This window comes from Mesorhizobium sp. B283B1A (assembly GCF_020165735.1).
Taxonomy (GTDB): domain Bacteria; phylum Pseudomonadota; class Alphaproteobacteria; order Rhizobiales; family Rhizobiaceae; genus Mesorhizobium; species Mesorhizobium opportunistum.
Genome location: NZ_JAIUIQ010000016.1, coordinates 1 through 16183 on the forward strand (window position 1 = coordinate 1; position 16183 = coordinate 16183).

The 16183-nt window shown below is 62.7% G+C and carries 20 protein-coding genes and 1 tRNA gene; 9 read left to right on the forward strand and 12 right to left on the reverse strand.

Annotated features, from left to right (window positions below):
- Positions 1–43: 43 nt before the first annotated feature.
- The 8 genes from LB577_RS15545 to LB577_RS15580 form a co-directional block, all read right to left on the reverse strand.
- A complete protein-coding gene (locus LB577_RS15545) occupies positions 44–409 on the reverse strand; it encodes an SPW repeat protein (protein ID WP_224687367.1) in 366 nt (121 codons plus the stop codon).
- Positions 410–495: 86 nt separating this feature from the next.
- Positions 496–750, reverse strand: a complete 255-nt coding sequence (gene rpoZ, locus LB577_RS15550) for a DNA-directed RNA polymerase subunit omega (RefSeq protein WP_224687368.1) — start codon at positions 748–750, stop codon at positions 496–498.
- Positions 751–759: 9 nt separating this feature from the next.
- Positions 760–1506 carry an NADH dehydrogenase ubiquinone Fe-S protein 4 gene (locus tag LB577_RS15555; RefSeq protein ID WP_224687465.1) on the reverse strand — a complete coding sequence of 249 codons (747 nt, stop codon included), beginning with the start codon at positions 1504–1506 and terminating at the stop codon, positions 760–762.
- Positions 1507–1577: 71 nt separating this feature from the next.
- Complete coding sequence (locus LB577_RS15560) at positions 1578–2072, reverse strand: Hsp20/alpha crystallin family protein (protein ID WP_224687369.1); 495 nt, start codon at positions 2070–2072, stop codon at positions 1578–1580.
- Between the two features lie 75 nt (positions 2073–2147).
- Positions 2148–2618 (reverse strand): Hsp20 family protein, encoded by a 471-nt coding sequence (locus LB577_RS15565; RefSeq protein WP_224687370.1) that lies wholly within the window; start codon positions 2616–2618, stop codon positions 2148–2150.
- Between the two features lie 259 nt (positions 2619–2877).
- Complete coding sequence (locus LB577_RS15570) at positions 2878–3234, reverse strand: hypothetical protein (RefSeq protein WP_224687371.1); 357 nt, start codon at positions 3232–3234, stop codon at positions 2878–2880.
- Positions 3235–3651: 417 nt separating this feature from the next.
- Complete coding sequence (locus LB577_RS15575; RefSeq protein WP_224687372.1) at positions 3652–3957, reverse strand: hypothetical protein; 306 nt, start codon at positions 3955–3957, stop codon at positions 3652–3654.
- Between the two features lie 615 nt (positions 3958–4572).
- Positions 4573–4662, reverse strand: a tRNA-Ser gene (locus tag LB577_RS15580).
- Between the two features lie 468 nt (positions 4663–5130).
- Between LB577_RS15580 and LB577_RS15585 the strand changes: the two genes are divergently transcribed.
- The 3 genes from LB577_RS15585 (at position 5131) to LB577_RS15595 (ending at position 7520) form a co-directional block, all read left to right on the forward strand.
- A complete protein-coding gene (locus LB577_RS15585; protein WP_224687373.1) occupies positions 5131–5802 on the forward strand; it encodes a DUF2569 domain-containing protein in 672 nt (223 codons plus the stop codon).
- Between the two features lie 151 nt (positions 5803–5953).
- The gene (locus LB577_RS15590) at positions 5954–6277 is read left to right on the forward strand and encodes a hypothetical protein (RefSeq protein ID WP_224687374.1); all 324 of its coding nucleotides are present in this window, start codon (positions 5954–5956) and stop codon (positions 6275–6277) included.
- A 253-nt stretch (positions 6278–6530) separates the two neighbouring features.
- Positions 6531–7520, forward strand: coding sequence for a BMP family protein (locus LB577_RS15595; protein ID WP_013893047.1), 990 nt, complete (start codon positions 6531–6533; stop codon positions 7518–7520).
- Between the two features lie 126 nt (positions 7521–7646).
- Here LB577_RS15595 and LB577_RS15600 read toward each other — a convergent pair whose 3' ends face one another.
- On the reverse strand, positions 7647–8054 hold the full coding sequence (locus LB577_RS15600; protein WP_224687375.1) for a hypothetical protein: 408 nt from the start codon (positions 8052–8054) through the stop codon (positions 7647–7649).
- A 22-nt stretch (positions 8055–8076) separates the two neighbouring features.
- On the reverse strand, positions 8077–8286 hold the full coding sequence (locus tag LB577_RS15605) for a SlyX family protein (RefSeq protein ID WP_013893045.1): 210 nt from the start codon (positions 8284–8286) through the stop codon (positions 8077–8079).
- A 198-nt stretch (positions 8287–8484) separates the two neighbouring features.
- On the opposite strand from LB577_RS15605, the gene LB577_RS15610 reads away from it, so the two are divergent.
- The 6 genes from LB577_RS15610 (at position 8485) to deoA (ending at position 14756) form a co-directional block, all read left to right on the forward strand.
- Complete coding sequence (locus LB577_RS15610) at positions 8485–10017, forward strand: ABC transporter ATP-binding protein (protein WP_224687376.1); 1533 nt, start codon at positions 8485–8487, stop codon at positions 10015–10017.
- A complete protein-coding gene (locus LB577_RS15615; RefSeq protein ID WP_224687377.1) occupies positions 10014–11153 on the forward strand; it encodes an ABC transporter permease in 1140 nt (379 codons plus the stop codon). Before LB577_RS15610 ends, LB577_RS15615 begins: the two co-directional genes overlap by 4 nt.
- Position 11154: 1 nt before the next feature.
- Complete coding sequence (locus LB577_RS15620) at positions 11155–12126, forward strand: ABC transporter permease (protein WP_013893042.1); 972 nt, start codon at positions 11155–11157, stop codon at positions 12124–12126.
- A 78-nt stretch (positions 12127–12204) separates the two neighbouring features.
- Positions 12205–12597: a cytidine deaminase gene (gene cdd / locus LB577_RS15625; RefSeq protein WP_224687378.1), complete on the forward strand. Its 393-nt coding sequence runs from the start codon at positions 12205–12207 to the stop codon at positions 12595–12597.
- A gap of 30 nt (positions 12598–12627) precedes the next feature.
- Positions 12628–13437 carry a purine-nucleoside phosphorylase gene (locus tag LB577_RS15630; protein ID WP_224687379.1) on the forward strand — a complete coding sequence of 270 codons (810 nt, stop codon included), beginning with the start codon at positions 12628–12630 and terminating at the stop codon, positions 13435–13437.
- Complete coding sequence (gene deoA, locus LB577_RS15635; RefSeq protein WP_224687380.1) at positions 13437–14756, forward strand: thymidine phosphorylase; 1320 nt, start codon at positions 13437–13439, stop codon at positions 14754–14756. The genes LB577_RS15630 and deoA overlap by 1 nt, the downstream gene beginning before the upstream one ends.
- Before the next feature lie 15 nt (positions 14757–14771).
- Here the strand turns inward: deoA and LB577_RS15640 are convergent, their stop codons facing one another.
- Positions 14772–15341, reverse strand: coding sequence for a TIGR02281 family clan AA aspartic protease (locus LB577_RS15640; protein ID WP_224687381.1), 570 nt, complete (start codon positions 15339–15341; stop codon positions 14772–14774).
- A 96-nt stretch (positions 15342–15437) separates the two neighbouring features.
- On the reverse strand, positions 15438–16067 hold the full coding sequence (gene upp / locus LB577_RS15645) for a uracil phosphoribosyltransferase (RefSeq protein WP_013893037.1): 630 nt from the start codon (positions 16065–16067) through the stop codon (positions 15438–15440).
- Positions 16068–16183 lie beyond the last annotated feature (116 nt).

Sequence of the window (16183 nt, forward strand, 5' to 3'; positions counted from 1 at the left end):
CCCCCCCCCCCCCCCCCCCCCCCCCCCCCACGGGGAGGAACCGTCAGGCGGTTGAAAGCGGACGGTTGCCGAAGAACCAGAGGCTTCCGGCAGCCAAGGCCGCCACGATAATACCCACGATCACATGCGCCCACATGGCCGTCGCCAACCCCGAAAAGCCGAGGGCCCAAGGCGAGACCAGTGTCCACAGCCCAACCGCCAGATTTGCCCATTCCTCATAGGCATGGAAGGCGACCAGCGCACCCACGGCTATCAGGGCAATCACCGCACCGGCGATCCAGGCGTTCCAAGCTGCATAGGTTTCAGCCGCAAAGCCGAGATACCAGGGCGACAGTACTAGTGCTATGCCGGCGATCAGATTGACCACATCGATCACCGGACGATTTTCAGTTTTCAGCCATTTCTCCATTGTTCATCCTCCTTTCCTTACTGCTCAGTGCACCGCCCCTTGAGCGAGGGCTGGTTCGGCGGCCAGGGATTGTCCTTCGCCGCCGCTTAGCTTTCTTCGTCGGCCGGGCCGAACACGGTCATCGCGCGGAACCCGGCCAGAACGAACGGCTTGACCTCGTCAGGCTGGAAGTGGTTGCCGGCGATCTCGCGCAGGGCGAGTTCGACGGGCACCGTCACGTCGCCGGTCAGGCGAGGCTCAGCACCCCGGCTGAGCGCACGGGCCCGCCCAGCCGCCGCAACGGCCAGCGCGAAACGGTTCGGCACGGTATTTTCACAATCGAGCACGATCATCGGATCCATGATGCCACCTCACGCTGCCTTCTGCTTCTGTTCAGGAACGGAAACGGCCAGTTTCGTTGTCGTAAGCTGCTCCAGTGCGAGCAGTGCCGATTCCACTTCGTCGAGCCGTGTCGGACGCGCATTTTCAGGCATCCCCTCGGCCGTCGCGAGATCCACGAGATACTCGTTCCACGCCCAGTTGCGCAGGATGGCGCGTTTCTCGTCGACTGTCAGAAGAGGATCGACAACGAGGTCCATCGGCGATGCATAAAGCGCCTCGGGATCGGCCAATGCCGGTCCATAATGCGAGGCCTGTGAAACGGCACCGTAGCTGCTCGTGAGCAACGCCAGTTGCAGGCGGTTCCAGACAACGTCCCTGCCGGCCTGCAGCCGCTTTTCGGCACTGGAAGATTCCGCGGATTTTTCCGCCGCGGGATTTACCTGAACCGAATAAGCGAGGCCCTGACGTTCGGCATAGTCGATGGCCGCCTGAACCGTCGGAAAATCGAGTTCTACCTGAGTCAGCGTGTCACCACTTCCGGTGTAGCCCATCAGCGGTTCGATGACCGGCGCCATACGCCGCTCGAACACCAGACGCCAGCCTTTCGGCCGCGCACGGCCCGAGGTCGTGACTGAACGGGAAGGCTTGTAGATCCGCGCGACCGCATCACGCGGGAACTCGGATCTGCCGAATGACAGCGCGCGCTTGCGATTGTCGTTTGCCGGTGCGAGATTTTCTGCGGCTTGTGTGACTTCTCTTTCTTCTTGCTTCTGCATCATTCCATCCTCCCATTTTGCGAAGGATGCGTCGGAGGCGGCTGCCTGCCGCCCCCGACTTGCTCCATGCGTCAGTGGGTAATCGGGATGCGCTTCACCTTCGATTGCGCGTTCGGGTTCTTCGGCAGCGTCAAGGTCAGGACGCCATTGGCAAAGGACGCCTTGACCTTGTCGTCCTCGACCTCGTAGCCGAGAGGTATGCGCCGCTCGAAGCGACCGTAGAAGCGCTCGGAGTAGCCCTTCTCTTCGGTTTCCGACCGCTTTTCGCCACGCAGGGTCAGCACGTCCTCGTCGAGCAGGACTTCGATGTCCTTCTCTTCCATACCGGGGACCTCGGCGGTGACGCGAAGCTCATTGTCCGACTCCGAAATCTCCACCTTCGGCCAGCCATTGTCGAAAGACAAGAGCTGCCCCATAGAAGGCAGACGCGTCTCGAAGCTCCTCAACACATCGTCAAAGAGCCTGTTTACCTCACGGTGAAGCGAAACAAAGGGATCGCCACCGCCATAGATGTTGGGGGCCTGGTTGTTGTTGCGGCCCCACGGGATAAGGTCACGCATGTTCATCTTCATTCACCTCCATGTTCAAGAGCGCGGCACCGGACGAGCGCCGGTGCCTGTCGCTTCTGGTTCACTCTGACTTCAGGCGGCGTTCTTCTCGGCTTCGATCTGCCGTGGCTTCGCCTGGGCCGTGCTGCCGGCGATGGCGATTCGGCGCGGTCTCATCTCTTCGGGAAGCTCGCGCTTGAGATCGATGTTCAGCAGCCCGTTATCCAGGCTGGCGCCGACGACCTTCACGTGGTCTGCCAGTTCGAACTGCCGCTCGAACGCGCGCCCGGGAAGACCGCGATAAAGATACTGGCCGTTGTCCTCACCCGATTGCGAGCCGCTCACAAACAGCAAGTTCGGTTGATGAGTGATGGTCAGTTGATCCTGCGAAAAACCGGCGACCGCCATTGTGATGCGGTAGTCGTCCTCACCAGTCTTGACGATGTCGTAGGGCGGCCAATTGTCTATCGCGGTGACACGGCTCGCATTTTCAAGCAGGTTGAAAATGCGGTCGAAGCCGACGCTGGATCGGAACAGCGGGGTAAAATCGAGGTTTGTCTTCATAGCCACATCCTCCTTTGAGCAACATGGATACAAGAAGACGCCAAGAGAGCCTTGACGCCTCCTGACTTGGCGCCGGCCCCATCAGGCGACCGGCGATTGTCGATTTAGAACAGCGAGTTCCGCGTTCAAGAGGGCGATAGGAAAATTTTCAGGCAAGATCCGACGTAGGGGGGATGGGCAGGAGGAACGCACTCGGTTTTCCGCTGGCGAATTCCTCGTCAGCGGAAGACCCCTGGGATTCCTGAAAGGCGGCATTCGCTCAAAGTCGATCTACCAATGCTGTGAATCCGGCGGCAGCGATGTCGAGGTCATGACTGCGACTGGCGGGAAGCGTCTCGCATTGATCCAATTGGCGCAACGCATCCATGATGGCATCGAAGCCAACGGGTTCGGTGACCCCGGGCGGCATGCGCAGCGCCGGCATCGATTCCACTGCACAGGCATCCGATGCCCATGATGACAGGATTGCACGCTTCTCCTGGACGTCCAGCGTCTCGTCGATCAGCACGTCCTGAGGTCGCTCGAAATGCCGTGCCGGATGCAGCAACCGGTCAAGAAAAACATCAGGGCCCTCGGGCCCCACTTGGGGAAAACTCGTCGAAATGGCTCTTTCCATCGATGGTCCTCCGCTTCCAAAAGGCTCCTCTGTTGACGTCATCTTGGTGGCTCTCGCGATTTCCACCGGCTGAAATTTTGGAGAGTTTCGACCAAATTTCAATATTCCCGCAAGGGCACCACCTTCGTGGTTCAACACCATAAAGGTTCGAGACGGGGCGAAGCAGAAAGAAACAGGATTTTATTAACATTTTCGGGCGCGGCTCAGAATGGCGGCAGGCCAAAGGCGGAAGGCTACCAAACACCGATGTCGGGTGACTAGGCCCGCGACCCGCCCCACGTCTCGCGGCATCCGAGGGCAATCCCAGGAAAAGTGTGACATGGTTTTCCCGGAAAGCGCGTAGCGCTTTCCCTTGGGAATTGCGTGAAAGCAACGGGATAGAGCGGTCCGTCGTTTCCGTGAAACGGTGAAACGGCTTTAGAATCGATCGTTCACCGCTGTGAACCGGGCATGTGCGAATAGGAGCGATGGGTTGCGCTCCAGCCGCACGACAGTGGGAGGCTTTGCGTGAATCCTCTGGCCTTCGGCGAAGGCCAGGGCGAAAGATTTCAACGTGAAAGAGTAGGTGCGCTCCTCGTCGTGTTCAACAATTCGCACTAACCACTCACCGTCGGCCTCAATCACTTCAATACGCGTTGCCAGAGGGCCTCCATAGCTGGCCAGATAACCATCAACGTTGCGCTGGGGAACAGGCACTGTTTTCCTCCCGATGTGGCGAAACATGCAACTATGCCAATCAAGATATCGGGTGGCCTGAAATAAACTATGACATAGCTCACACGGAGTCGGCGGGCACAAGCATGGCATGCCAACGAGCCCCGAAAGTGAAAGCGCCGGTCGGCGCGGCATTGCCTGAAAGCCCGCGCCGACCTTGGCGGTGGGTTGGGCACCGCCGCAATCCAAAATTAGGAGATTCTAATTGACCGCAATATTACGTGGACGCGGAAGGCTTAAGTGGCGACACGTCACCTAACGGAAACTGCTCCGACACAGTGCTGCAACGCGCATTGGCCATGATCGGTACGTCAACTTTCAAAGAGCAGCTGACGAGGGTCGATCAAATGCGGAATGATACAGAACTGCTTGCGAGGGCGTGCGCATTGGGCATCAAGATCTATCGACGTTCAAAAACAGTGTGGGTGGCCAGGGGAAGCTACCGGGTGGTAATTTCGAGGTGAAGGGACGCACCCCGGGGCCGACGATCGCTTTATGAAAGGAAGCCACCCGCTACAGAGGCTCGGCACTGTAGTCTTTTCTGCGACCCACCATGGCGGATCAGCCGATACAGGCTGCCAACGCCCTGACAGTTTAGCCCTTGCTGGACAGAAATGTGGAAACTGGCGGAGAGAGCGGGATTCGAACCCGCGTTACGGTCTCCCGTAAACACACTTTCCAGGCGTGCGCCTTCAACCACTCGGCCACCTCTCCGTCCTTGCATGTCGCGCCGGCCGGTTTCGCCGCGCGGGTTGGGGAGATGCATCTCCCTTGGGGCTGCGATGCGGAACTTCCGCGCCATGGACGCCGCCCAACCAGCGGACGTCCTTCCCCTGCACCTGAGCCATCGAAGCAACAGGCGCGGGGCTCATCTAGTCGATCCCGCGCCGAATGCCAAGCCATAACGGCAGTCTATTCGCTTTGCCGGCGACATGGGGTTTCGCCGGGCCGCCGGCACATCCGCTTTTGAAGCGCCGCCCCCCGAATGATGTGCACAGCCAGGGCCGCGGGGCCGGCCGTGCTTGACTTCGCCTCGAACGAACTGTCGAGTGACCGGAGGCTTTGCGGGGGCACCGGCCGGACATGACGTCAAACAGCGGAATTCCGGGCAACTCGCCGGACAATGACAAGGCGCCGTCCGGGCGCCCAGGCAATAGTCCGCACAACGGCCCGGATAGCGGATTGTCCTTCGTCCCGGTAGCATGGCTCATCTTCGTCATGGCGTGGTCGGTCTATGGCCTGGCGTCATCCTGGTGGCTGTTCGGGAATTCCGGCCTGCCGGACGACATCTTCTATTTCCTCATGGGCGGGCTCATCGTCGACATCGTCACGATCTTGTGGGGGCTTTACCTGCTCGGCCTCGCCTTTAGCCGCTCGGCGCGCTTCCCGCGCCACTTCATCATCTGGCAGGCCGTCATCATCATCTGGTCGCTGGCGAGGCAAGCCTATGTGCTTGCCTCGCCAAGCTTCGTTTTCTCCGCCGAGAACCTGGCCATCACCGGCGCCGAGATCGCCATCGGCCTGCTTTGCATCTACCTGCTGCGCCGTGGCTCCGGCGCCGAAACCGTCTATGCCAAGCCGGAGACCGAAGCGCCGTCGGTCTTCGTTTCGATTGTCGCGGCCGTGCTCGGCATCATCCTGGGCGCCGTTATCGGCGCCCTCGGCGGTTTTTTCGCCGGCTCGGTGATTGCCGATGTCGCCGAAGTAAGCTGCTTCGAGGGCGGCTGCGGATATTTCGCCGTGTTCATCGGTCTGGCCGGACTGGTGGTCGGCGCCATTGTCGGCGGCATTCTCGCTGTCTGGCTCGTTCACCGGCGCAGGCGCAAGCCAGCCGTTCAGGGAACCGCCACATAGGGCCAGCCGCATCGCATGGGGAGAGAATGCGCGAGCCTTCAAATTCGCGTATCGTGATTGCGGACCAGCCATACCCACTCTATTTCTCGTTTTCGGGACACGTGCCGGCGATCGGTTGGAAAGCGTCCAGGATCGGCCGGGGGAGAGCTTGATGTTTCGTTTCGTCTTTCGGCTAGCGGCCATGGTCGCGCTGTCGGTTTCCGTCATCATGGCGGTGCTCGACGCGACACGCACGGTGGCGGCCTCGGCGCTTGTGCTGACCCCGCTCAACACAAGCTGGCTGGCCGTCTCGCCGGATACGCGGGCGGCCTTCGAAACCTTCGTCCGCGCCAAGGCCGGTCCGCTGCTGTGGGACGGCGCCATCGCCTGGGTGCTCAACCAGCCGGGATTTGCGGTGTTCGCGGTGCTGGCCTTCCTGCTTTACGCCATCGGCTACAGGCGGCAGCGCCGCACGGGGCAGTTCGCCGCCAACTGATCGGTTTCCTGCTCCCTGCCCGGCGACGGGCCACCTTCCGACGGCTTGCGCGCAAGGATCGGACTGCGGCGCGGCTTGACCGGGGCATGCTTTTCCAAAAGGTCAAAATTCCACGTGAATTTTGTTTCGGGCCGTGCCAGATTGCCCGGGAGCGGGAGGGGAATACACTCCTGGCTGACGTCGCGTGCCTGCCGGTGAACCGGGCAGGCAAGCGGTGCGTAACGGAAAAAATAACCGACAGGGTGTGGATCACATGAAACGTATCGTTCTCGGCCTCCTGGCCGCAACCGCAATGGTTCTTCCGGCTTTCGCCGCGGATGTGCAGCCGGCCATCCTTTATGACCTCGGCGGCAAGTTCGACAAATCCTTCAACGAGGCTGCCTATCACGGCGCCGAGAAATTCAAGACCGAGACCGGAACCGCCTATGTCGAGTTCGAGGTCTCCAACGCTTCGCAGCGCGAGCAGGCGCTGCGCCGCTTCGCCGAGGACGGCCGCAACCCGATCGTCATGGCCGGCTTTGCCTGGGAGGATGCGCTCAAGGTGGTCGCCAAGGAATATCCTGACCTCAACTTCGCCATCATCGACGATGCCGTCGATCTGCCCAATGTCCGCTCGCTTGTCTTCAAGGAGAATGAAGGCTCCTATCTCGTCGGCATCCTGGCGGCTATGGCCTCGAAGACCAAGAAGGTCAGCTTTATCGGCGGCATGGACATCCCGCTGATCCGCAAGTTCGAATGCGGCTATGTCGGCGGCGCCAAGTCGGCTGGAGCGACCGACGTCATCCAGAACATGACCGGTGACACGCCGGCGGCCTGGAACGACCCGGCCAAGGGCGGCGAGATCGCCAAGACGCAGATCGACCAGGGCTCCGACGTGGTCTACGCCGCGGCCGGCGGTACCGGCGTCGGCGTACTGCAGGCGGCGGCGGATGCCGGCAAGCTTGGCATCGGCGTCGATTCCAACCAGAACGGCCTGCAGCCAGGCAAAGTGCTGACCTCGATGATGAAGCGCGTCGACGTTGCCGTCTACACTGCCTTCATGGACGGCAAGAACGGCACCTTCAAGGGCGGCTTGCAAAATCTCGGCCTCAAGGAAGGCGGCGTCGACTACGCCCTAGACGACAACAACAAGGCGCTGGTGACCGACGAGATGAAGGCGGCGGTCGAAAAGGCCAAGGCCGACATCATCGCCGGCAAGCTCGAAGTGCACGACTACACCGCCGACAACGCCTGCCCCTATTGATCGGTAAACACCAATTTGCGAACCGCCGGGCCTTGTCCCGGCGGTTTCGTTTTTGAAGGCCGGAGGCCGAGGCAGGCCGGTCGCATGGGACAGCCCCGCGAGCGCCCTATGCGATTGCTCTCGATCTCAGGGCAGAAGCGCGCTACCCGTCGACCAAAGCCCAGCGAGATAGCCAAGCGCGAAAACCGCAATCAGCACGATGGCGATGATGGCCCCGCGCCGGCCGCCAAGCGAATGCACGCCGACGCCATGGGGACGGTGCTCCAGCTTGCTGATCACCGGCGTCGGCTTCGCCCCGTCCTGGCCGACCACACGCATCTGCGGCAGTTCGGCGATGCGTTTCGTCACCAGCGCCCAGTGATTGGCGCCACCTGGCTTTTCGGCGCGGTCGAACATATGCATGCGTTCGGCGAGCTGCACCACCGCGTCGCGGAAGGCGGGGTCGATTTCCAGATCGCGCTCGGCCCGTTCGCGCTCCGCGTCGTTCATGAGGCCAAGCACATAGTCACCGGCCCTTGCGATGCGGTCGCTCATGATTGCGCCCTCCCCTTTTTCCTCACCAATGCGGCGGCTTGGTCACCGGCACGTCGGGTGCGGACTGCTCCTCCAGCGCCAGGAAACGGTCGGTCAGCGCGTCGAGCTTGCGCTGCATGCGCTCGATCACCTTCCACTGCTCGGCAATCTGGCCTGACAGTTCCTCGATGGTCTTCTCCTGCTCGGCGGCGCGAATTTCCAGCGTCGTCAGCCGGTCGGCGGGCATGGTCATTGGCAATTCCTGGCTTTCATCAAGATGCTGATTTCGGCTCGTCATATTAGCGAATATGAAGGCCACGGACACGTTGGAAATTGACAAGCGCACCGGGATTTGCCGAGAGTGGACGCCGCTCCGGCCGATTGGCATGGGCCGAGCGTCATGCTAGGCATTTTGACCAAGCGATAAAAAAATAAGAGTGGGACTGGCTGCATGGCGCAAGCCGCGATCGAACTGATTGGCATCAACAAGAGCTTTGGCGCTGTGCGCGCCAACCGCGACATCAACCTGGAGATCGCGCGCGGCACCATCCACGGCATCGTCGGCGAAAACGGCGCCGGCAAATCGACGCTGATGTCGATCCTCTATGGCTTCTACCAGGCCGACAGCGGCGAGATCCACGTTGGCGGCAAGCCGGCATCGATCAAGACGCCCAACGACGCCATCGCGCTCGGCATCGGCATGGTGCACCAGCATTTCATGCTGGTCGACAATTTCTCGGTGCTGGAAAACATCATCCTCGGCGCCGAAACCAACGCCTTGCTGAAGAGCAGCATCGCCAAGGCGCGTTCCGAGCTGGAGCGGCTCGAGCGCGAATACGGGCTCGAAGTCGATCCCGACGCCATCATCGAGGAATTGCCAGTCGGCCTGCAGCAGCGGGTCGAAATCCTCAAGGCGCTTTATCGCGGCGCCGATATCCTGATCCTCGACGAGCCGACGGGCGTGCTCACGCCGGCCGAGGCCGACCATCTCTTCCGTATCCTCAAGCAGTTGAAGGAACAGGGCAAGACGGTGGTGCTGATCACCCACAAGCTGCGCGAGATCATGGCCATCACCGACACGGTGTCGGTGATGCGCCAGGGCACGATGGTCGCGACCCGCGAGACCAAGAAAACCACCGTCGGGGAACTGGCCGAACTGATGGTCGGGCGGCGCGTGCTGCTCCGGGTCGAGAAGGGCGAGGCGGAAGCCGGCGGCGTCAAGCTCGCGGTCAAGAACCTGACGGTCAAGGATTCCCGCGGCGTCACCATGGTCGACGACATCTCCTTCGATGTGCGCGCCGGCGAGATCGTCGGCATCGCCGGCGTCGCCGGCAACGGACAATCCGAACTGCTTGAGGCGATTTCCGGCATCAGGCGCGCCGTTTCAGGCTCTGTCATGCTCGACGGCACGCCGATCGATCTCACCGGCAAGGCCGACCCTGGCGAATTGCGCGACCGCGGCCTCGCCCATGTGCCGGAGGACCGCCACCATGTCGGGCTGGTGCTGGCCTTCGAGGAGAACGAGAATTCAATCCTCGGCTATCACGACGATCCACGCTATCTCAAAGGGCCGTTCCTCAACGTCGAGGCCATCATGGCCGACGCCAAGGACAAGATCGAGAAATATGACATCCGCCCCGGCAATCCGCGGCTGAAGACCGCCAACTTCTCCGGCGGCAACCAGCAGAAGATCGTGCTCGCGCGGGAGATGGAACAGGACCCCGGTGTGCTGATCGTCGGCCAGCCGACGCGCGGCGTCGACGTCGGCGCCATCGAATTCATCCACAAGCGCCTGATCGCCATGCGCGACCAGGGCAAGGCCGTGCTGGTGGTTTCGGTCGAGCTCGACGAGATCCGTTCGCTCTCCGACCGTATCCTGGTGATGTTTGCCGGCCGCATCGTCGGCGAGCGCGGCCCCGAGGCGACCGAAGGCGAGCTTGGCCTGCTGATGGCGGGCGTCGAGCGCCAGGAGGCTGCGGAATGAGCACGCCTTATGCCAAGCTGCCGGCCTGGGCCGACTACGGGCTGATCCCGCTGATCAACCTTGCGGTGGCTTTCATCGTCGCCGGCTTCGTCGTGCTTTTGGTCGGCGAAAATCCGTTCCGCGCCGCAATCATCCTGGTCGAGGGCGCCTTCGGCAAGGGAACGGGCATCGCCTTCACCCTCTTCTATGCCACCACATTCATCTTTACCGGGCTGTCGGTTGCGGTGGCGGCGCATTGTGGCCTGTTCAACATCGGCACCGAGGGGCAGGCCTATATCGCCGGCCTCGGCATCGCCATTGTCTGCCTGCCCTTGGACAGCGTGTTCCCGTGGTGGCTGACATTTCCGTTGGCGATCGTCGCTTCGGCGCTTGTGGGCGCGTTGTGGGCGCTGATTCCCGCCTATCTGCAGGCCAGGCGCGGGTCGCACATCGTCATCACCACCATCATGTTCAACTTCATCGCCGCCTCCGTCATGGTCTACCTGCTGGTCGGCCCCTTGAAGCCGGCGGCCTCTCAGGCCCCTCAGACGCGCAACTTCCTGCCCGGCGCCGAATTGCCGAAGCTCAATTGGATCATCGAATTGTTCGGCACCAAGATCCGCTCGGCGCCGCTTAACGTCACCTTCCTGCTGGCGCTGGTCATGGCCTTCCTGGTCTGGCTGCTGATCTGGCGTACCAAGCTCGGCTACGAAATGCGCACCTACGGCCACAGCCCGAAGGCGGCGCGCTATGCCGGCATTTCGGAGACCCGCATCATCATCACCGCCATGATGATCTCGGGCGCGCTCGCCGGCATGATGGCGCTCAATCCGGTGATGGGCGACCAGCACAACGTCGCGATCGACTTCGTTTCCGGCGCCGGCTTCGTCGGCATCGCCGTGGCGCTGATGGGGCGCCTGCATCCGGTCGGCATCGTGTTGGCGGCAATCCTGTTCGGCATGCTCTACCAGGGCGGCGCCGAACTCGCCTTCGAGATGCCTGCGATCAGCCGCGACATGATCGTCATCATCCAAGGGTTGGTGATCCTGTTCGCCGGCGCGCTGGAGCACATGTTCAGGCCATACATCCAGGCGTTGTTCGCCTCGTTCAGTCCGGGATCTGTCGGGATGGAAGCGGTCAAGGGAAAGGGTGCCTGAGATGGATGTCTTTATCGCCATCGTGCAGATACTCGACTCGACCATCCGCCTGTCGGTGCCGCTGCTGCTGGCCTGCCTCGCCGGCCTTTATTCCGAGCGTGCCGGCATCTTCGACATCGGGCTCGAGGGCAAGATGCTGGTCGGCGCTTTCGCCGGCGCCGCCGCCGCTTCCGTGTTCCATTCGGCCCTTCTCGGCCTCGGCATGGCCATCCTGATCTCGGTCGCCTTCGCGCTGGTGCACGGCTTCGCCTCGATTACACACCGCGGCAACCAGATCGTCTCCGGCGTGGCTATCAATTTCATCGCCGCCGGATCGACCATCATCCTCGGCCAGGCCTGGTTCCAGCAAGGCGGGCGCACGCCGGCACTTGGACCTGGCGAGCGGTTCGACGCGATCATCTGGCCCGGCGCCGAGGCGGTTCGCGGTGTGCCGATCATCGGCCCAATCTACGCGGAACTGATCTCCGGCCATTCGATTCTTGTCTATCTTGCTTTCCTGATGGTGCCGTTCACCTGGTGGGTGCTGTTTCGCACCCGGTTTGGCCTCAGGCTGCGCGCGGTCGGCGAAAACCCGGCCGCCGTCGACACCGCCGGCATCTCGGTCGCCTGGCTGCGTTACCGCGCGCTGATCTGCACCGGCATCCTCACCGGCGTTGCCGGCGCCTACCTGTCGATGGTGCAGAATGGCGGCTTCGTGAAGGACATGACCGCCGGCAAGGGCTACATCGCGCTGGCCGCGCTGATCTTCGCCAAATGGAAGCCGGTCAACGCCATGTTCGCTTGCCTTCTGTTTGGCTTCCTCGACGCGGCGGCAATCCGCCTGCAGGGATCACCGCTGCCCTTGATCGGCAAGGTGCCGGTGCAGTTCATGCAGGCGCTGCCCTATATCCTCACCGTCATCCTGCTTGCCGGCTTCATCGGCAAGGCGATCCCGCCGCGCGCCGGCGGCGTGCCCTATGTCAAGGAACGCTGAGACCGCACCAGCGGGAAATCGCAGCGGTCGAAATCGGCACCGGCTTTTTGAACAAGATCATGGGAGAGAAGTACTGAAATGTCGCATGATCTGTTCGAGGCGGCCAGGGCCGCCATGGCCAAGGCCTATGCTCCCTACTCGAAGTTTCCGGTGGGTGCGGCCTTGCGCACCGAGAACGGGCGTGTCTTCACCGGCGCCAACATCGAGGTCGCCTCCTATCCCGAAGGCTGGTGCGCCGAGACCACCGCGCTGGGCCATTACATCATGGGCGGCGGCGGCAAGATCGTCGAAATCGCCGTCCTTGCCGAGCGCATGGCCAAATGCTCGCCTTGCGGCGGCTGCCGCCAGCGGCTAGCCGAATTCTGCCGACCGGAAACCAAACTCTATCTCTGCGACAATACCGGCGTCGCCGAGACCGTGACCATGGGCGACATGCTGCCCTACGGTTTTCGCGGCGATATTCTCAAGTGAAAGATCGGCTCCAATGAAGGGCAGGCAGGAATGATCGAAAAGGCCGTGGATCGTCTTATCGAAAGGCTGGACGGCTTGGCACCGACCACGGCGCTGGTGCTGGGGTCGGGCCTCGGCGGCTTGGTCGACCGGATCGAGAACCCGATCCGTGTCTCCTATGCCGACCTGCCCGGCTTCCCCAGAAGCGGCGTCAGCGGCCATGCCGGCGAAGTGGTGGCCGGGCTGTTTGCCGGCACGCCGGTGCTGATGCTGTCCGGCCGTGCTCACTATTACGAGCACGGCAATGCTGCGGCGATGCGACCGGTGCTGGAAGTGCTTGCCGGCATCGGCATCACCAAACTGATCCTCACCAACGCCGCCGGCTCGGTCGATCCCGAGATGCTGCCGGGCTCGGTCATGCTGATATCGGACCACATCAACTTCTCCGGCACCAATCCGCTGATCGGCGAGCCGAGCGACCGCCGCTTCGTCGGTCTCACCGAAGCCTACGATGCCGGCATCCGCAAAGCGATTGAACAGGCCGCGAAGGCAACCGGCACGGCGCTGCACAAGGGCGTCTATATGTGGTTTTCCGGCCCATGCTTCGAAACACCGGCCGAGATCCGCATGGCGCGCATCATGGGCGCCAACGCTGTCGGCATGTCGACCGTGCCGGAGGTCATTCTCGCCCGTTTTCTTGGCCTGCGCGTCGCCGCCTGCTCGGTCATCACCAATCTGGCGGCCGGAATGACCGGAGCCGAGATTTCGCACCAGGAGACCAAGGACATGGCGCCGGTCGGCGGGTCGCGGCTGGCGACGGTCCTGCAGCGTGTGTTCCGCGACGGACTGCTGGAGAACTGATGCTTCCGCAGGAAATCATCCGCCACAAGCGCGACGGCCAGAGGCTGCCGGCCCGTGAAATTGCTGCTTTCATCGACGGCGTCACGTCGGGCACCGTCACCGATGGCCAGGTCGCGGCTTTCGCCATGGCGGTGTTCTTCAACGGCATGAACCGCGACGAGGCCGTGGCGTTGACGCTGGCCATGCGCGATTCCGGCGACGTGCTCGATTGGTCGGATCTGCCGGGGCCCGTCACCGACAAGCATTCGACGGGCGGCGTCGGCGACAATGTCTCGCTGATGCTGGCGCCGATCGTTGCCGCCTGCGGCGCCTATGTACCGATGATATCGGGTCGTGGCCTCGGCCATACCGGCGGCACGCTGGACAAGATGGATGCCATCCCCGGCTATGCCAGCCAGCCCGACATCGCGCTGTTTCGCAAGGCGGTGCTGGAAACGGGTTGCGCCATCATCGGCCAGACCGCCGATCTCGCGCCGGCGGACCGCCGGCTTTACGCCATCCGCGACGTCACCGGAACCGTGGAATCGGTGCCGCTGATCACCGCCTCGATCCTGTCGAAAAAGCTGGCCGCGGGCCTCGGCTCGCTGGTGCTCGACGTCAAGGTCGGCAACGGCGCCTTCATGGAGAAGTCGCGCGATGCGACGGCACTCGCCAACAGCCTGGTCGAGGTCGCCAGCGGCGCGGGGTTGAAGGTTTCGGCGCTGATCACCGGCATGAACGAGCCGTTGGCGTCCGCCGCCGGCAACGCCGTCGAGGTGCGCAACGCCGTCGATTTCCTGACCGGCCGTTTTCGCGACCGGCGGCTGGAGGATGTGACGCTGGCGCTGGCGGCCGAAATGCTGCAGTCGGCGGGACTGGTATCGTCCAACCAGGACGGCATGCGGCGCGCCACGGAGACGCTTGTCAGTGGCCGTGCCGCCGCCACCTTCGCGCGCATGGTGTCGGTGCTCGGCGGCCCCGCAGATTTCATCGAGAGGCCGGAAAAATACCTGGCCGGGGCGGCAACCGAATTTGCGGTCAAGGCAACGACCGGCGGCTTCATCACCGGCATCGCCACCCGCGACATCGGCCTCGCGGTGGTTGGCCTGGGCGGCGGGCGCACGCGGCCGGACGACAAGGTCGACCCGGCGGTTGGCATCACCAGGCTGCTGCCCATCGGCGCCGAGGTCGGGGCTGGCGAGCCGCTGGCGCTGGTGCATGCCCGCTCGCCGTCCGATGCCGAGGCCGCGGCCGCGGCCGTGCTTTCCGCCTACACGATCGGGGCTTCGAAACCACCGGCGGATAAACCCGTCATGCGGCGGATTCTGGCGCGCGGTTGACCGGCCAAACCCTTCCTATTGAGCGAGCAGTAAGGTGCCGTTTTCGGCCTGGAATTTGCCAAGCCTGTTGAGGAAGCTCATGCCGATCAGGTTGGTGCGCAGCGCCTTGTCGTCGAGCACGATAGCCTGCACGTCATTGACGGTGATGCTGCCGATCTGCAGCCGATCGATCATCACCACGGCCGCCTTGATGGTGCCGTTGGCGGTGCTGACCTCACGGCTGAAATCGGATGGATTGAGCGACAGCCCGATCCTGCGCGCCGTCGACGTATTGACCGCGACCAGTGTCGCGCCGGTGTCGATCATGCCATCGACCTGACGGCCGTTGAGCTTGAAGGTCGATGAAAAGTGTCCGCGCTCGTCCGCCGCGACGACGACCTTGCGGCCGGCCGGCTGCGGCGCCACCGGCTTGTCGGGGACCGATGCCAGGTTGATGTCCGGCTGGGCCTGAGCCTCGGCGTCGGGCTTGGCCGTCACCGCCGATCTCAGAAGGTTTTCGAAGACCTGCGGATTTGACTGGTAGACAACCGGGATCGACGCCGATGTGCCGGCAAAGACGCTGAAGATGAGAAGTTTGCGCAGCATGGATCGGCCTTTGTGAGTACCGATCCTTTAGCGCCGGATGGTGTTTGCCGCTTTAACGGGCGCTAAAACCGCGCCGTTGCGTAAACATTTGGTAAATTATTTGGTCCCGTACATGCGGTCGCCGGCGTCGCCGAGGCCGGGCATGATGTAGCCCTTCTCGTTGAGCTGGCGGTCGATGGACGCGGTGAAGACCGGAACGTCGGGATGCGCGGTGGTGAAGCGCTCGATGCCTTCGGGCGCCGCCAGCAGGCACAGGAAGCGGATGTTGGTGGCGCCGCGCTCTTTCAATTTGTCGATCGCCGCGATCGCCGAATTGGCTGTCGCCAGCATCGGATCGACGACGATCACAAGCCGGTCGGCCAGATCGCTCGGCGCCTTGAAGAAATACTCGACTGCCTCCAGCGTCTCGTGATCGCGGTAGAGGCCGACATGGGCGACGCGGGCTGCCGGCACCAGGTCGAGCAGGCCTTCCAGCAAGCCATTGCCGGCACGCAGCACCGAGGCGAAGACCAGCTTCTTGCCCTCGAGCGTCGGCGCTTCCATGGTCTCCATCGGCGTTTCGATCGTCGTCGTCGTCAGTTCGAGATTGCGGGTGACCTCGTAGCCGAGCAGCAGCGATATTTCGCGCAGCAACCGCCGGAAGCCGGCTGTCGAGGTCTCCTTCTTGCGCATGATGGTCAGCTTGTGCTGGACAAGCGGATGGTCGACGACGGTGACGCCCTTCATGATGTTCTCCTGATGCGTGTCGCCCTATGCGCACAGGCGCGGCAGGCAGCTCGGACGACCCTAGCGGCTATGCGCCGGCCAAGGAACCGCCTGGGCTCGGTGGACCACAGATTTCG